This is a genomic window from Pseudomonas sp. MWU16-30317 (assembly GCF_020515695.1).
GTDB lineage: Bacteria > Pseudomonadota > Gammaproteobacteria > Pseudomonadales > Pseudomonadaceae > Aquipseudomonas.
Map to the genome: position 1 here is coordinate 899,715 of NZ_JAIWJA010000001.1, position 17,072 is coordinate 916,786.

11 protein-coding genes are annotated in these 17,072 nt (G+C 57.6%); 5 read left to right on the plus strand and 6 right to left on the minus strand.

Annotation, left to right across the window (positions count from 1 at the left end):
* Nucleotides 1-49: 49 nt before the first annotated feature.
* The 3 genes from LIX93_RS03900 to LIX93_RS03910 all read right to left on the minus strand — a co-directional run bounded on the left by LIX93_RS03900 (nt 50) and on the right by LIX93_RS03910 (nt 6,031).
* On the minus strand, nt 50-4,633 hold the full coding sequence (locus tag LIX93_RS03900) for an AAA domain-containing protein (protein WP_226502683.1): 4,584 nt from the start codon (nt 4,631-4,633) through the stop codon (nt 50-52).
* 126 nt (nt 4,634-4,759) lie between these two features.
* Nucleotides 4,760-4,957, minus strand: a complete 198-nt coding sequence (locus tag LIX93_RS03905) for a hypothetical protein (RefSeq protein ID WP_005886868.1) — start codon at nt 4,955-4,957, stop codon at nt 4,760-4,762.
* A 3-nt stretch (nt 4,958-4,960) separates the two neighbouring features.
* Nucleotides 4,961-6,031: a DNA-binding protein gene (locus LIX93_RS03910; protein WP_226502684.1), complete on the minus strand. Its 1,071-nt coding sequence runs from the start codon at nt 6,029-6,031 to the stop codon at nt 4,961-4,963.
* A gap of 197 nt (nt 6,032-6,228) precedes the next feature.
* Here LIX93_RS03910 and LIX93_RS03915 point away from each other — a divergent pair, with 197 nt between their 5' ends.
* A complete protein-coding gene (locus tag LIX93_RS03915) occupies nt 6,229-7,206 on the plus strand; it encodes a tyrosine-type recombinase/integrase (protein ID WP_226502685.1) in 978 nt (325 codons plus the stop codon).
* A gap of 37 nt (nt 7,207-7,243) precedes the next feature.
* Here LIX93_RS03915 and LIX93_RS03920 read toward each other — a convergent pair whose 3' ends face one another.
* The 3 genes from LIX93_RS03920 to LIX93_RS03930 all read right to left on the minus strand — a co-directional run bounded on the left by LIX93_RS03920 (nt 7,244) and on the right by LIX93_RS03930 (nt 10,682).
* A complete protein-coding gene (locus LIX93_RS03920) occupies nt 7,244-8,104 on the minus strand; it encodes a hypothetical protein (RefSeq protein WP_122677822.1) in 861 nt (286 codons plus the stop codon).
* Nucleotides 8,101-10,155: an AAA family ATPase gene (locus LIX93_RS03925; RefSeq protein ID WP_226502686.1), complete on the minus strand. Its 2,055-nt coding sequence runs from the start codon at nt 10,153-10,155 to the stop codon at nt 8,101-8,103. Before LIX93_RS03925 ends, LIX93_RS03920 begins: the two co-directional genes overlap by 4 nt.
* 146 nt (nt 10,156-10,301) lie before the next feature.
* Entirely contained in the window at nt 10,302-10,682 is a 381-nt protein-coding gene (locus LIX93_RS03930; RefSeq protein ID WP_122677824.1) for a hypothetical protein, read from the minus strand.
* 161 nt (nt 10,683-10,843) lie between these two features.
* Between LIX93_RS03930 and LIX93_RS03935 the strand changes: the two genes are divergently transcribed.
* From LIX93_RS03935 to LIX93_RS03950, 4 genes are read left to right on the plus strand one after another with little or no spacing between them, the layout of a single operon-like run.
* Complete coding sequence (locus tag LIX93_RS03935; protein WP_226502687.1) at nt 10,844-11,878, plus strand: hypothetical protein; 1,035 nt, start codon at nt 10,844-10,846, stop codon at nt 11,876-11,878.
* A complete protein-coding gene (locus tag LIX93_RS03940; protein WP_226502688.1) occupies nt 11,866-14,988 on the plus strand; it encodes a hypothetical protein in 3,123 nt (1,040 codons plus the stop codon). Before LIX93_RS03935 ends, LIX93_RS03940 begins: the two co-directional genes overlap by 13 nt.
* Nucleotides 14,966-16,591: a DUF3962 domain-containing protein gene (locus LIX93_RS03945; RefSeq protein WP_226502689.1), complete on the plus strand. Its 1,626-nt coding sequence runs from the start codon at nt 14,966-14,968 to the stop codon at nt 16,589-16,591. Before LIX93_RS03940 ends, LIX93_RS03945 begins: the two co-directional genes overlap by 23 nt.
* 25 nt (nt 16,592-16,616) lie before the next feature.
* The gene (locus LIX93_RS03950) at nt 16,617-17,063 is read left to right on the plus strand and encodes an RNaseH domain-containing protein (protein WP_346015212.1); all 447 of its coding nucleotides are present in this window, start codon (nt 16,617-16,619) and stop codon (nt 17,061-17,063) included.
* Nucleotides 17,064-17,072 lie beyond the last annotated feature (9 nt).

The window sequence follows — 17,072 nt, forward strand, 5'->3', positions numbered from 1 at the left end:
ACACGGTCTGCAAGCGCACACTCGCTGAGAGTGCGCGCTCAGAGACCCGTCATAGCGACAGCGCTTGCTCCTCGCCTTCAATCGTTAAAGTGTTCAGGACTTCAATGTCTTCATCCTCATCATCCTGGGAGGAAGCGACTGCGGGTGACCATTCGCGTAGCTCAACGACAGCTGGGAGTTTGTCCAAGGCGTGCGTTGGTTCGATACCGAGGTCGGCCAGGCGCTGGAGGAGCTCGGCGAAGATTTCTTCTTTATGCATGCTCCAGGATGAGGCGAAGCACCGCCAGAACGTCCACCCTGCACGCTCAAGGATACGCTGGCGGTTCATGTCCGCCTCCCATCGATCAGGGCCATGGAAGGCGTCGCCGTCACACTCAATGGCCAAGCGATTATCGTTGGCGCCCTCAACGACCATGTCGAGTCTGAATGCGCCGCTCTTCACCTGCGGGATCACACGGTATCCACGCTCAACCAATCGGGTGAACACTTGCTGCTCAAAGCCTGACTCGCACAGCTTGATAAGGCCGTCCTGATCGACCTCCTCCTCAGTCAGCGGTTCGCTGAAGTACTCAAGGAGCGTTCGGCGCACGTCTTTTTGGGAGAGGTGATCAAGGGTAACCGATCGAATCAGGTACATCCTGTCGCGCGCACGGCTGGCTGCCACGTTGAACCGTTGCTCGGCAGCATTGCCCGAGAGCGGGTGACAATTCTCCGGGTCAGCGACGAGGGAAATGAAGATGATATCGCGCTCGCTTCCCTGGAAGGTGCTGGCGTCGCCACAGGCAAATTCGCGGGCATGGAGCTCTGCTGCAGGGCAGCGTTCGCGCACCAGTGAGTCGATGAATTTTGCTTGCTCCATGCCCCCCAGCAGCGTCACCACACCAATCGAGCGACCCGCATATTTGTCGTTCTTGATGAGCGCCTGGATTTCCTCAGCGATAGCTTCAGCCTCAAGCTTGTTGCAGCCCTTCTTGTTCCGCACCCCGTCCTTGACGTAGATGTCCACCAGCGGTGGATCGAGACGTTCAGACGGGCGAGGGATTCGAAGGGGCTGGATCGCGCCACCGTAGAACTGGTTGGAGTAGGAAATGATGGGAGGGACGCAGCGGAAATGCTCACGCAGCATAACCATGTGGCCCGCGAAGACTCGGGACGCCAAATCGTACAGTGATTTATCCGGTGTCATGTCCGCCCCATAGGGCTGGTCGTTCAGATACCGGTTGCGAAGTTCGCCAATCCGTTTACCCGATTTGAAACCACCATCGGGAGAGACCTGCTTGTCATCCCCTACTACCAGTACCTTCTTGGCTCTGACGATCGCGGGCAGAGCCCATAGATCTGACTGGCTCGCCTCATCGACAATCACCAGATCGAATGCGCCGATCTCTGCCGGCATGGATTCAGATATCTTGGCGTGACTCATGATCCAGCAAGGCACAGCGCCGGCGGCGTCCTGCATGCACTGCTGGGCGTCACGGCGGTAACGTTCCGCGTTCGGGCCTGTCCCTTGCCCAATCTTGCGTATGGCCGTCGAGTAGCCGGCGAGTGCTTGCAGCACCATAGGACTGGCATTGGCTTTGGTGGAAAGCCACGCTGCTCGGCTCACGACCTCCCGGTACATGCGAGCCAGGCCCGTTTCAAGTTTTACTCGTTTGCTATTGAGCTCAACGAGCTCGTGGCGCGCTTCAATGCTCTCAAGATGGGAGCGAATCCGCGCGTGTTGCCACGCCTCCTTCCAACTGCTTGGGAGGGCCAGGTCTTCAGCACCGTTCTCAACGGGGACAGTCAACAAGCGCTCGGACAGCTTTTGCGCCCCAGCCTTCATCACTTGGTGTGCGCCTTCGCGCACATGATTCAAATGTCCCCCCAGGGCTTTGATCCGCTGCAATTCTGTGAGCAGGTCTACGTACAGGGATACGATCCGATGCGAATCCTGATCCGGGCTGCCCAAACACTCCAGGACGAACGACCGGAGTCGGTGGGCAACAGGGCTATCGCCCGCAACTTGGGCTTGCAGAATCGCGAGCGCGGCTGCAGCGAGACTGAGATCAAATCGCGCCAGGTTCTGGTTGAGCTGATCTCGTAGGCCACGTATTTCTGCGATTGTCAGGCGATGCATGCTATCCGGCGCATCCGCGAAGACGGCTTCGCAGAGCGGCTGCACCTTGTCAACGTAGTGTGCAGTGAGATCGACGGCTGCCTGGACTGCGATGATGGTCAGCTCCAGTTCCCGGAGATGAGCCATGCCCGATTGAAGTCGAGGGATCCCCAGAGTTTCAGCCAATGGGTTCCACCTTGCAGAGAAGGATCGCACGTCAGCGTGAAGCTTCAGATAGTCCAGGACAGTCTTCCACTGCTCAGAAGACTTTGGCGCCGAGCCATTGATACGGACGTGACTGATGTGTGCCTTGGCTTGAGAGGCTCCAAAGCTCATGAGGCCAAATGGCTTACCTGTGTCGGCAGCTCTTTCGACAGCCTCGGCCGTTTTCTCGCAATCCAAAGCCTCATCTGGGAACTCAACAAAGTTTTCCAGCATCACCTTACGGCGTTGTATCAAAGCCTGTGCCACCGGGAGCATGCCTACCAGGACAGAGAGTTCACTGTCGTAGCGGCGACCTGCGGCCTTGAGGCGCAGCTCCAGCGACCAAGGAATTTCGGACTCTCCGCCCTCGTGCAAGACCTCCAGTTTCTCTTCGCACAAACTCAGTTCTAGAACCAGCTCCCTGGCGGCTGCAATAACGATTTCGCTGTCGGACTTTAGAGGCTTCAGCTCACCCTGACCCAAGGCATGTTCAAGAGACTTCAGCTTGCAGAGTGAGCCGTGGAGTTTGCCAATGTCGGCCGCTGCCGGTAATTGCTCAACTTCCGGCAAGCTGGCGTCGACGTACACAAGGTCATTTCCAAGCTCGCGGCGAGCTTGTCTCAAGTTCTTACCGACTTCACCATCAAAGGGCAGCGAATGTTCAGGGGATAATGACAGTACGTCGTCAAACCAGGCGTATTGGTCTGCGCCCTTCATGAGCAACTCGGCAAGCTCCTCCGCACGGTATTTCGCATCGCCGACCTGAATATCGGAGAGCTGAGTCAGCGCAATCTCATTGACGCGACGATCAAGTTTCACCAGCTCGGTATGAGCGAGGTCGATGGACTGGTGCAGGCGATCAATCTCTCCCCGAGCCAGGGATGGATTGATTTGCGAGACCTGATGTTGGATCGCCTCGATCGAGCCTTGGAATTGCCGAATACCCTCTCGGTCACTCGTCAGCAGTGCGACCGTGAGAGGCCTGACCTCAGCGGGTATCTTGGATTGGAGTACCTTCAAGGCTTGCTCGCCACGAGAGGTGACCAGAACGCGTTTACCCGTCGCGAGGTAATGGCAGATGATGTTCGCGATCGTATGGGTCTTGCCGGTACCGGGAGGGCCTTGAACCGTTACGCCGGGAGCGTGCTCGAGGCGTTGTACGATCGTGACCTGCTCATCGTTGTAAGGGAGCGGAAAATACAGCTCCTTCGGCTCAGCGGTCGATCCATCCATGCTTCTGCTGGATAGCCCACGGAAGTTTACGTGCTGGTAATCAAGGGCGATCGTCGAGGCCGGGGTCACTAACGCAAGCGGGCCCGCGGGGAGTTCAAGACACTCCTTGAGCTTCTCCCGAATTTTGCGCAGATCATTGATCAACCAGTTGCTCGGTTTAGGCCGTGCGAACACAACCCAAGCATCGCTTACCTGCAGAGTTTCACTTGGCTCAGGGAACCGCTGGGCGCCGTCCCCCATTAGCTCGGCATATTTGCCTTTGCTGTCCAGGCTTCTTGCCGAGAGCTTTAGCACATCACCGAAAGTCGATGGCAGGAATGGGTTCAAGGGCGCGTCGGCGTGTCTGCCCAGGTGATCGCGGATGGCCCTTTCGCACTCGCTGGCGCCAGGAACATTTGCGTTTATCAACGCATCGAACTCGATCATCGGTTCGGTGGCTCGCGGGCGAACTTCGACCGCCATGCTCTGCTCGTTCAACGATATGTCGAGTGCCTGCGTGAGCAATGGATAATTGAAGCCCTGCTGCACATCGTTGATGGTTAGCGTCCAGGCGCTGACGCCTATGCCCCAGACCAGTTCACGAGCGGATTTTCCCGTCTCCATCTGCTGCATCAACGCGAACATGTCGCCATAAAAGCTTATTGTCCTGCGACGGGGCTTCTCGTGCTCAGCCCATTCGTGCCACTGAACCAGATAGGTCGTCAGCGCAGCCAAAGCTTGCGCACGCACCTCAGACTCAATGACGGCAATGTCGCCTTCAGGGTCTTGATCCTGCTGTTCGCGAATACGCTGATGAAGCGCCTGTTCAGCTAGCACGGGTGGCTTGGCAGGGTTGTTGCTGACGGTGATGAGGGGGCTGTAGTCTCCGCCAACGGGGGTCGGAGCACGTGATTCCTCCAGTCGTTCGATCTGCAGCCAGACGTTGTCGCCCGGAAACTGGAGATCAAAGTGCAGCCCTGGAAGATCCAGAAGCGCCGCCGGCTGATACACATCATTGACAGAGCTTGTGAGCTGAAAGCGCGACGGATCAAGTTCCTTGAGGCTTTCCTCCGCATACTCGAACAGTCGGCTGAGGAGCTCATTAGGCGTCCGTTGCATGTTCATACTCCTTAACAATTCAGGGCGCGGTCACCGGTAAATATGGCGCCAAGGATGCCATATTGCTTGCCGCCATAGTTTCAAAATCGCTCGGTTCCGACGAGTGTCCGGGCGCCCTGCTCGGCTTCAGGCAGCTCCGTAAGCTGGGGGCGACACTTGCGGCCGTTCAGAGCTTGCAATGATCGGATCAAGCTTCATGATCGGAGCCAATGGTGTGAATCGCTCAGCCCTGGCAATGAGCATCTGAGACAGGCGCTGATGAGCGAATGTCCAGGCTGAATTGCCTGCAACAAGTTGACGCGGATTTCCGGTGATCTGATCCATGCTTCATTTCCTCGGTCGTATCGAAGGCTTGTCGGGCCCGGCACTGTCCTGAACCTCTACCGCTGAGTGGGGATCGCCCCCCTCCCCCAGGCTCGGCCTAGCAAGCTCTGCCTGGCGTAATTGATCGTTCTCGCTTTGAAGCTGAGCCATCCGCGTCATGGCTTCTTGCTCACGTAGATTCGCTACAGCGGCGGACTTGTGGAGCGCCTTGGCCTCTTCACGCTGGGCCGAGAGCTGCTCCTTGAGATGCTCGCACACACCGGCGGACTTCGCCTGATCCTGGCGTAGCGCCTCAATTTGGGTACTTAGCGTTTGGACGAGGGCTTCCTGAGTATGCAGGGCCTTGGTTTGCTGCCTGGCTTCAGCCAGAAGACGTTCGTTGTCTCGGTTGAGCCTCGTTGACTCGTCCTGCTTTACCGCGATGGTTTCCCGCAGCTTGCGTTGTTCAACCTGCATCTCGTGCAGTTGAGATTCGTGCCTGCGTTGATCTTGATCACGCTGCTGCTTTGCCGCCTCTCGATAGTGCTCAAGCGCCCCGCGGGCCTGGACGTGCTTTTCCTCAAGCGAAAGGATGTGCTTGTCCTTCTCGGCAACAAAGACCTCCAGATCGGAACAACGCTGACTTAGCCCTGCATTCCGGTTCAATTCGGCCTGCAGTGAGGAGTGAGTGGTTGCGAGTTCTGCACTCTGTGTCTCTAGCGCGGCGGTTTGGGTTACGGAATGCCGCTGCGCCGCAGCCAATTCGGATCTAAGTACCTCGGCTTGGCCTTCAAGCGCCGAGCGTTGCAGCTCAAAAGCCGCAGTAGCTTCGGAGATGGCCTGCTGACCCTCTTCCATCAGTTGATCCAGGAGGGTTTGCACCATGCTGTTGAGCGAGTCACTCAGACGCTCGCGTGCTGCCGCTGGCTCGCGAGCTAAAGGGTCAAGCTCCTTCAGGTAGCGAGAAATGGTCGTTTTGGAGCCTGTATTCCCCAGTTCAACGCGCACCGCGTCAATGCTGGGGTTGGCTCCTCGGGCTAGGAGAGCCTGACGTGCTTTTTGCACAGTAGCTTTGTTGATTCCGCCGCGGGCCATAAGGCTCTCCTACGATTTCGTACTGTGTTACATGACATGTATTTACGTATCACCATTCATCAATATTACGCCCTTTGATCTCGCGTAGCTAGGAGACCATAATGGAGACTTATGGCTTCTTCACTGACGAAACGGTCTTTAGGCGCCGGTAAAAGTGTGGAAAGCTGGGATCACGCGGATTTTGAAGGCAAAGGGCGATGGACAAGGCAAATCGGTACCTTGAGGCGGGCACCCGCGAGAACACCCGCAAGAGCTATCGGGCTGCGATCGAGCACTTCGAAGTGACGTGGGGCGGCTACCTGCCCACGACGGGTGATGGGATTGTTCGCTACTTGGCCGAGTACGCCGACAAGCACGCGATCAGCACACTCAAGCAACGGCTGGCAGCGCTGGCGCAGTGGCACATCTCCCAAGGATTTCCAGATCCCACCAAGACACCCGACGTGCGCCAGATGATCAAGGGCATCCGAGTGGTGCATCCCGCCCAAGTGAAGCAAGCAGCCCCGCTCCTGCTCAAGCATCTGGAGCAATCCGTAAAGTGGCTGGAGTCTGAGGTTGCCGCCGCGCTGGATCGCGGTGACTTCAAGACCCTCCTGCGGCACAGACGCTCGATTGCAATGGTGCTGATTGGCTTCTGGCGTGGCTTCCGCGGAGATGAGCTGGCCAGGCTCACGGTGGAGAACACAAAAGCCTATAGCGGTGAGGGCATCACGTTCTTCCTGGCTTACACCAAAGGTGATCGCCAGCACGAAGGGACAACCTTCCAGACGCCAGCATTAACGATGCTATGCCCGGTTGAGGCCTATATCGACTGGATCACTGTCGCGGGAATCGCCGCAGGCCCCGTGTTCCGGCGTTTGGATCGATGGGGCAATCTGTCGGACAAGGCCATTCGCCCACACAGCCTGATCCCCATGTTACGCCGCATCTTCAAGGAAGCTGGGCTGCCTGAAGAGCTGTATAGCACCCACTCCATGCGACGAGGCTTTGCGACCTGGGCATCGGCCAATGGATGGGATATCAAAAGCTTGATGGGCTATGTCGGCTGGAAGGACATGAAGTCGGCGCTTCGATATGTCGACTCGGGCGTGTCGTTTGGCGGCCTGGCCGCAAAATCGGCGTCACGGGGGAATGTAAGCGTTGCCCAATTGGAGCAACGCCCAGAAGCCCGGTGATTTGATGACTGTGATCTCCACCCGGCCATAGCAGCTCCTACAGCCCAAGCGTCGGCAGGTGAGGCTCCAAATGAAGCTTAACGAGGGTGCGTGTGAAGGCAACGTAGGGTTCGCCAGAGTTCAACATGGCCATTAGATCGGTGAGATCCTCGCCAGGGTCAACACGATCCCCTAACGCACGCTTGATGTGTCGTATGCAGCTCATTACGCTCCGGCCATGTCGTGCTCTAGCTTGCAGCAACTCCGCCCGAGCCAAGCCGAGGTAGTGAATGCTCGCCTCACCCTTCTTGCAGACCACACCATTCACTTTTACGGGCTCGACAGCTCCGTTATCGCTAAAGACCAGGTGATCGTCTGGATCGTCCAAGCAGGGGTTCAGCAATAAGGGGACTTCGACCCTCAACGCACCTGCCCGCTGGGCTCGGGCGCTGTGTGCCGCAATTGGGAAGAAGTTTGACTTGCCGATCACTCGTTTCTGGTTGTCAAAGTCTTCTTGCTCTCTTGGGCGATTACAATCTGCGCAGGAGATCAGGAGGTTGCTCCACTCCGCAGCCAACCACCAGTAGCCATCGTGCACGGGCGCATTATTAATAGCCCCCCTCTTTGATCGTTTCGCTGGCTTGGGCTTGAAGGGCAGCTCGACATCTTTCGCGATTTTACCTTTGGGGCGGTAGTGCTCGATGTCGCCGGGCTGAGTGCCGAGCAGGGATGATTCGCAAAAAACACATTTGCGACCAAATATCTCGGCAAGCCTTTGTCGCACTGATTTGGCTCTATACGCCTCAAAGCTCAACTCAACCCCGGCAGCTAGTGCCTTGCGGTTTGCTCTGCGCTCACGAAGGCCAGCTAACAGCAGACCATCAGGGATGCTTCCGTTGGGGCGTTCCAATTTGATCATCTCCCTTCCCCCTCATCAGCCGGAGTCGGTTTCGCCACCTTTGCCATCAAACTCTTAAGCCGCGCGACCGTGGCGTCAGAGAGCTCCCGAGCGCTCGTTGTGGTATGCGCAGGGGGCTCATCCTCTTGATCGGCATCAAGGAGCTGCAGCGCCAGTCGCTCGCGACGCGTGGAACCGAGGTATCGGGCGTCCGTCAGACGCTCGATAAGGGAGTCAAGCTCGACCTGTTCTGACTTGGTTCGCTTGCGTTTCTTCATGAGGAGCTCGTAGCGCTGGATGATGAGATCCATCTGCGGATCAACCGTGCTGCGCAAACCGAAGTGCTCCGAGGCAAGTAGCTGATCCACCCGCAGGCCCGCAACGGAGGGCAGATCATCGAGAGCGTAGATCGCACCAGTCTTGTCGCGCTTCAAGACAGCCACCTCTCCGTCGTAGAGCCCTCTCAGGCACAGCGGATCGTGAGTGCTGTAGATGAATTGGGCCCTTGGAAAAGCTTGGCGTAAAGCGCTTAGGCACTGAAGTCGCCACGCTGGATGAAAATGATTTCCCAGTTCGTCGATTATGACGACGCCTTCGGCCGATTCGATGGAGGTCTCCGAGCGGAATAGCACCTTCATGATCTCCACAGCCATGCCAAGCATCGATTGGTAACCATCACTCAGCTCCCCGATGAGCCTGGCTCGAGATCCTCCGATTGAGAGCCGAACGTCCCCTTCCTTTCCATCCTGTACGACCTGTACCTGGTGCTCCTGAGGCATCAGACTCGACAGCACCGTATTAACCTCATCGAGACGGTGTGGGGACAACTGCTCCAACCACTCAGCCGGATGGCTCAAAGGAAGGAAAGGGTCAAATAGGTTATCGATTTTTGCGTGAGCTTTACCTGCCTTGGGCTTATGACTTCCCCGCGGCAAGAGCCGCGTGGCCCCGTAGGCTAACACCAGAGACCTCGAACCCTTTTCACTGAACAGCAACGGCTTGTCGCGGCCCAGTGTTATCGACACGTCGTGCTCGGCGCCTACGATAGAAACAGACACGCCCCCTTGCAATGCGCCTTCTGAAAGGAGGTCGTTGCTCGACAGCCTCATGCGTCCTGCGTAACTCTTGCCAGCGAGACAGAGCGCCAGGGCGCGTAAAACAGTACTTTTTCCAACCCCATTTTCTCCGAGCAGCGCAAAGCATGGCGCTCGAGGAGACTCGGAGCGGCTCAGGTCTAGATCGAGGTGCGCGATTGGCCCAAAATTCGTTATCTGGATCCGTGACACGTACTGCGCAAAATCCAGATAGGTGTCTATCCCTTCGCCCGTTTCCGTATTTACTAAAGGCACCTTCGAGAGAAGTCGATCCGTTTTCGCAGCAAAGTCGGAGGGGGCTTTATAGGTGTTGAGCAACTGACGCCAAACCGCGCGATGTGCGCCACCACCAGCGGCGCGCGACACACGCTCATCGTGTGTGGAAAAGCTGAAAAGCCTTGCTTGATCGGCACGTGCGCTGACCAGTTGCACCCGGTTGAGAGCAAACAATTTGATCGTCTGCTCGCCGACATGACTGAGAGGCATGACCATCCCAGCCGCTAGGAATCTGAGGTGTTCATCAGGATCATCTCGGCATGGGTCGATGATCAGAGGGCTCTCCAAATCCACGATCTCGTCATAGCTGAGGTTCGGCGGAGCATGCTCGCCGTCGACGGGGAACCGGTCAGCCTTGTAACGGTTGCAGGTCGGGCATGCCCAATACAAATTGCGCCAGTCGAACGCCAAGTGGGCATATGGCTGCTCGCTTGCGTAGGCTCCCCGTCCACCGATGCGCCTGGGACGGAAGCGCTCAATTTCCCCCTTGTCCGTAGCAGTCTCGCAATAGCAGCAGCTAGCGCGGAACGCTTTGCTTAGAAGATCCACAATTTCCCGACGATGACGATCCAATACGGCCGGCATCCCACGCCCGGACTTAGTCGACACCCCTTCGTATAGAGCCAAGAGCTCATCCACCGGAGTGTCAGCTTGGTAGCGAAGCAGAAAATCCGGGCATGGTGATCGTTTGGTAGGGGTCATCCTTGGCTCCGCGGGCAATTTTGTAAAAGTCGTCTATTCAGCCGCACTTCTCAGCGGGCCGCAACTTGAAGGTTGCTTATCGCCACTACTGTCGCCTGCGTCCGCTCCACGGCTGTGGGCAGCCAAGGCTCGATCTTGACGTCGCGCTATAGCTGACCGGCTAAGGCTTGCCGAACTTTTTCAGAGTGCTGCATCCGTAGCTTGGTCGCTGTAACCGTCTGGGTGGTTGTCGCGACCTCAACCCTCAACGCATACCTACCTGCGTAATTTCGCGCTGAAAAGACACGATCGACGTGGGCTGCAAACTGTTGCGCCAGCGCAACGTCCTCCAGGTAAAGGGTGTTGAACGTCAGCCGACCTGTAGGCGATACGTACAAACCCGGGACGATGTCCTCGTCGTCATAGTGAGGATTTTTGAGATTTGCGGGCAGGAGCCAATGCGCGAGGTCAACCAGGATGGTCGCGTACTCTACGGTGCGCTTATTTGGAAAATCGCCCTGAGAGCGAAGCCTTCCGTGCTGCGTCATTATCTTGCTCCTTGCTGACATATGGCCGATTTCAAGGCTCCGTTAGGCGGAGCAACTTGCATTATCACAAATATTGAACCAGCCTCAACGTCGGCATTTTCACGGTGTTTTTTTGAAGCGCATGGCCCACTGGCGTTGTGTGCGCGCATTTCGGAGGGCCTATGGTTCCGATGGAAAGCGACGCTCAGCGGTTGTTGAGTGTATTGGCAGCGGCCACAAAGCTTGACCCCACGCTAACCTGCGAGCGAACCGCCCTGCTCCGTCAGGGAAGCGCAATTCTGTGGTGGGCCAACCCCGGCCAACCTGCGTTGAGCATTCCGACACTCAATCGCTACCTCAGCCTTCCCATCGAAAAGTGGATCGCCGCCTCGCTGCGCCAAGGCTTCGAGGGCTGCTTGCAGGTCGACAACGAGCCCAGCGTTCTGTGTGATGACATTGCGCTTGAGTACGACCCGAACGAAGGCCTTGAGCGTGTACAACAGATCGTAAAGGATGTCCGCGACCGATGCCGGCACCGGCCTCGCGGCGACGTCGAGTATCGCGCCTTTCGCCTGACCCTCTGCGAACAGCCTCACATCCATACCGCCCAAACACTCGACTTCTTGATCGAGTTGGGTGTGCAGTTCAAAGCGCTGTTCGAAGATATCCCGGCGCATCTCATAAGGGGCGGGAAGTTTTACCCTTGCCCCTGCTGCGGTTGGCCGATGCAGATCCATCGTGCAGAGGTGTGCTGTGGCGCTCAGTGGTGCGAAAAAACTGTGGGTGCGTGTCTCTGGACGAATGGTGAGCTCTTCAGCGTCCAGACCGGCAGGCCCATCTCGGGCCAAAGCGCAGAAAACCGGTATCGCCTCAATACAGCTCTTTGGAAATTTACTCTGATCCCCGGTGTTCTGGAGCGCAGACTGCGCGACCGGCTCGCCAAGCTGGGGCTCAAGCCGACGCTGTGGCCCGACGTAGACCGTGGGGATGTAAAGGTCGAAGTCGCTGATCAGGAAATCTGGTTGGATGCGAAGGTGTGGCGTTCTCCGGCACTTCTGGGGCATCAGCTGGCGAGCAGCGAGTCAAATGGCACCTGGATCGTCATTCCCGATTACCAGAAGGATTACGTGAGCTCCCTACGCGAGCAATGTGAGTCGCGGATCATTCTCACCGAGTCCCAGTGCATCAGCCGGATTACCCGCCTATGCCGACGCTAACTGAAAATGCGACCAGCTTAGCGCTGGCGCTCGCCGTCAAACACATCAGCAAGGAGCCAATGCTGGCTGATGCGGAAGCCCTGCTTACCGGTCGCCCGCATTTGTGGCTAGGTTGGGAAACGGCGACACCAATCGCTCGCCGGCAAATAATGCAGCTGATCAAATTCCGCCCTTATGACCTAAATTTCAGCGGAAACTTCATCGATCAGGCGAGCAAGCTCCTGCAGTCGCCGAAATGCCCGTTTCGTGTAGCTGAGGTTCTGCAGTCCACTGACGACCTGGTTGCGGCCAAGCTGAAGGAGAGAGACTTCTATTGCCTCAAACCCGGCTTTGATCTGGACGGGATGATCGAGGAGCTGCTCGGAGCCGTCAAACAGGAGCCCGTAGCATCCCCTTCGACCGTACTGCCGCCAGAGGGCCCGTTGAAGCTACGCGAGCACACCTCGGACGGGTATCGCACCTTCGTGATTCCAGAGGGCTTGCGTGAGCGCCTGGACGCCCCTGGAACTCAGCTTGCTCTACGCCACGCGTCGTATACGCCGTCCCTTCGCTGGGATTGGCAGACGCTGCACGATAGCGCTGCCCAGTTGGATGCTGCAGCCGCCGACCCTGGATCAAAATTGCATTCGAGCCACAGGACGTCGCTGGCTAACATCGTGGGCAAAGACCACTGTGTCGAGGCCAGTGCCGGCGAATTTTATCGGGTTAACGCACCCACCGGCTCAGGCAAGAGCGTGGCGATGAACCTCATCGCCTTAGCAAGCGCAATGGCCGGCCACCGGGTAGTGATTGCGGTTCCCACGCTTGCGGATGTCCGCAATACCGTGGAAACGCTGAAGCTTGAGGCGGGCGTTGTTGCCGGCTGTTTGCAGATTGCCCCGCTCCACTCACAGCGCAAAATTGCCAAGGCTGGAGCGCATTACGAGGCCTTGGGGCGGGACGATCATCCCTACGATTACCGCTGTTTGCTGGACTATTGCGCCACTGATGGATCAGTTAGCAAGGCGGACGACGAGCCCTGCTTCAATTTACAGATAACCAGTCATGATGCCGGGCCGGAATCCGTCAAGAGGCTGCGTAGCTGCCCGCTGCTTTCGCAATGCGGTAAGCGCCAGATGCTTGAGCAGGCCCTGGCGGCAGATATCGTCGTGGTGAACCACCATGCCCTGATTTCCAGCACGACTCGGATTCCCGTTGAGGGTGACGGCGCAGCGACTCGAAGCATCCTGGAGCTGCTGCTTCGCTCCTCCCCGCTGTTTCTGGTGGATGAAATCGATGGCCTGTTGCAGAGCGCTATCGATACCAGCAAATTTGAACTGCCGTTGAGCAACCATAGCGAGCACAGCAGCCTTGCTGAACTCTATCTGGCCATCTTTGGGAAGGACAGCATTCCCGACTTGGACGACAGGGTGCTGTTCCGAGTCCAGCGGGCCTGTCCGGCGGTCATCATGAATACGACGCGCCTGTTGAGCCTGGCTCGCAAGCCGCTGCAGTGGCCGAATAGAGAAACGGTCTGGGAGCGTGCAGATGACCTCTTCATCAGTGAAAGCTTGGGCGTGCCTGCAGACGATCTGGATGCCGTCTGTGGCTTCAACGAGAACCCCATCGCGCCGCACTTGCTAGAGCTGCAAGCCCTGCTCAGGACTTTCTCTCGCAACAACCCGCAACCCAGTCCAGATGAGATTTACCTGAATATTGGCTCAGTACTGGATCATCTGGGCACAGCCAAGAAACTGGGCAGACATCTGAACGAAGACAAGCTCAAACGCCTGAAGGCCGCACTGATCCTGCGAGCCAGCCTGCATTACATCGAAGAGAGCCTGCGGACGTTGTATGCCGATATTCCGGCGATGGTGCGAGCCAAGGTGCCCGCTGCCCTCAAGGTTCAACAGGATCTGGCGGGCTCTGCTCCGTTTAGCCCGACTCCGTTGGGCCCCTTGCAACGGGTCGTGTATGGGTTCAAGCGCAAACGCACTAGCCGGGACACCTGGTCGCTGCAGGTCGTAGCGATGTGTGGGGATCCCCATCGTACGCTGCAATTTTTGCCTAATCTGACCTCTCAGATTTACGCAGGTGTTGATCGCACCTTCATCGGATTCAGCGCCACAGCATTCTTCCCAGGTGCCAGCAGCTTTGATCTAAGAGCCAAGACCTTGGTGGATGTTCCTGACGTCAAGGGCAATATTCGCTTTGAGAACGTTCAGGTAAGTGTCCACATTTCGGGTACCGACATCGAGAACCGCCTTGAGAGTGTGCGGTACCTGGGGCAGGAGATATGGCCGTGGCTGAACGCGAAGCTTGCAGCTCTAAGCCTGTGCGAGACGACTCGGGAACGGGCACGCCTGCTGCTCGTGACAGGAAGTGATGCCGAAGCGGAGGAATTGGCCTCGACGCTGTACGAGATCAGTGGCGGTGAAAGGAAGGTTGGGTGGATCAGGGGCGGAAAGAAGGCCGACCGCCAGGATCGTTTGCCACGCTCTCACAGGCTCACCTACGACGAGCTTGCCGACTACGCCAACGGGGCCATTGCCGATGTGGAGCTCCTTGTCAGCTCCATATATCCAATGGCGAGGGGTCACAATATTGTGACGCCCGACGGTAAGTCAGCCTTGGGAGGAGTCGTTGTCTGCGTGCGGCCGATGCCCTCATCTGATCAACCTGGCAACAACTTGGCCCACCTGTGCTACATCGTTGGGGATCGTGTTCTGCCCAACGCCAGCCCCGGTCTAGCGCTGCTGGAAGAGCGGGCTATGGCAAACAGGACGCTCAACGATATCCGCACCTCACCGCCCTACTTCAGCCGTCAGCCTAAGGCGATCCGGCACTTCACGATCATGAACGTCTTGGTGACCCTTACGCAGTTGGTGGGCCGCGCACGCCGAGGGGGAACGCCGGTGACCTGCTACCTGGCGGATGCGGCGTTTTTTGACAGCCGGACGACATGGGCTCAATTACTTCAGTCCACCATCGGGACGTTGGAGGAGGCAGGCCAGTGGGGGGAGTTCTCTCGCCATCACGCCGGGCTCGTGGAAGCCATGAATCTGTACATAGAGCAGTCGCAACCTGACCTGACCCAGAGGTATCACGATGACCCTCCAACTGCGGACTAACCTTTTCCAGTTCGATCCTGAGGAGCTAATGCCGGTCTATCAGTTTGCGGCGACCGATGAGTACTGCCACGGGTGGAAGCAACTCACGAAACTGTTCGACAAGCCAAATCTGCCGACCGCAGGACTTGAGGAGATATTGAGTGCGGTTTCTGGCGGGCCAGTGTGGGTCAACTATCGACCTGACCCGAAGGGCCATGTGCCTGCCATTGCCTCAGCCAATGCCCTTTCGTACGACCAGCTGTGCAATGCGATCAGCTTCTGGGCTCAAGAGACGGCAGAGGGTGGCGAGGAGTTGGCGCACTACCTTCGGCCTGGCGACGCCCAGCCCCTCCATGCGTCGACCCTGTTTGCGGATCCCAAGCAGTCAGAGTCAATGTACAAGGTCGTGCCTTGGATGTTGTCCAGTCGGATGACCGAGCAACCCATGGAGTCATCCAAGCCGTTAACGCTCAGCCTGTGCAGCGATGCTACCTTGCTTGCATGGGATCACCCACTGACCTACGCCAATGAAGGACGTCGAGCGATCGCGATGCATGCGATCACGACTCAGCTGGTCTTGGTGCACCGTCGCGAGCTGCCCTACGCGGCAGTCGGAGTGCACTTAAGCCATATATTGCCGCAGTGGCGGCACGCTACGAACAAGGTCTGGTTCAACACCGGTCGCGGGATTTCTAAGTTTGCAATCCATATCCCGCCGATGACGGACGGGAAGTTCACCACCCAGTACACCACGGTAGCTCACAAGGTGCTCAAACAGCTGGGCTCCCTTGAGCTGCCCAAACTCGGTGACGGCGATCTAGAAATGGCCGGTAATTTGCGCCCTATCCATGCACATCTACCGCCGTTTTGGCCGGTCGGAAACGGTGCCGGCCCACTGTTTCTAGATCAGGCCAGCTTCCACTTCCAGAGGTCTGTGACGAGTGCCAAACCTATGCTGGCGCGGCGTGTCGGCAAGATGATTGCCGTTCGCAAGCAGACTGACGACATCCCAGTGGCGCCGATCAAGGTAGCGGTGATCACCGCTCACACCGATATCATGGCGAGGATCGCCGAGGTCGGCGAGCACCTGGATGACCTCACACCGGTATTTCTTGAAGGGCGCAAGCCTGTTCTGACCCTGCAACAGGTACAACGCCCTGGGGCGCTTCAGGCGCTCACCACGCAGACATCCTACGCTCACGTCAAACAATGGTTTGAGAGTGAGGTACTTCCCGTCGTACAGCCCATGGGTGCCGCGGTAGCGATTGTTGAGACCGTTCCCGCCGTTGCGAGTAAGACAGACACCGATCCTAAGCACATCCTGCGCGCGCTGTTTGCAAAGCACGGCATAGCCACTCAATTTCTGATGCACATTCCCCCTACTCCAGCCTCAGGTACTGCCGACTCGACGGGCCCTGCGCCCGGGGCAATGGATAGAAAGATGGGCAATCGGATTCAGAAGCTGGTTGCTAAACGTCAAGCTGCTAGCGATGACATTGAGCCAAGTGTCGACTATCCAGCGATCAATGGTTTGCTTGATGCGATACGCAGCACTGGCTACACACCACAGCCCCTGCTGCAGGTGAAATGCAGGATTAAAGAGGCTCTATCCCGGTCTGAATGACGGAGCCGGCCTTGGCGTCCCCCCTTTGCCCAAGGGTGCCTGGGCTCTGCCTGTGCGATCAGATAACCAGACCGCGCAGATGACGGGCGTGCATAGCAAGTCTCCAACAGCGCCGGCTTACATAGGGTCTAAGATCGGTGTTCATCAAGCCGAACATCAACCCAGTGTCTATTACTTCACCTCCTACACGAAGCACTACAGCCGCATGCTTTCTCAGCGGCAAAAGACTCGGTATGACGTGGTGCAGGCGCGCCTGCGCGATTCATGGCAACAGTTGGGCGTCACGGAGTTTGTGATGATTCAATCGGGGGATTTCGCGCACTCCGATCAGATGGCTTTGCAGGTTGGACTCTGGTGCAAGTTTGCACCGCTGTGGGATGGGTTTCTGCGCCTACCCTCGCCGCTCCATGCTGCCTGGCAGATCGCCGCGGATCATCCAATCATCGAGCGCCACCGCAAAAGCAGCTTTTGAGCTGCGCGA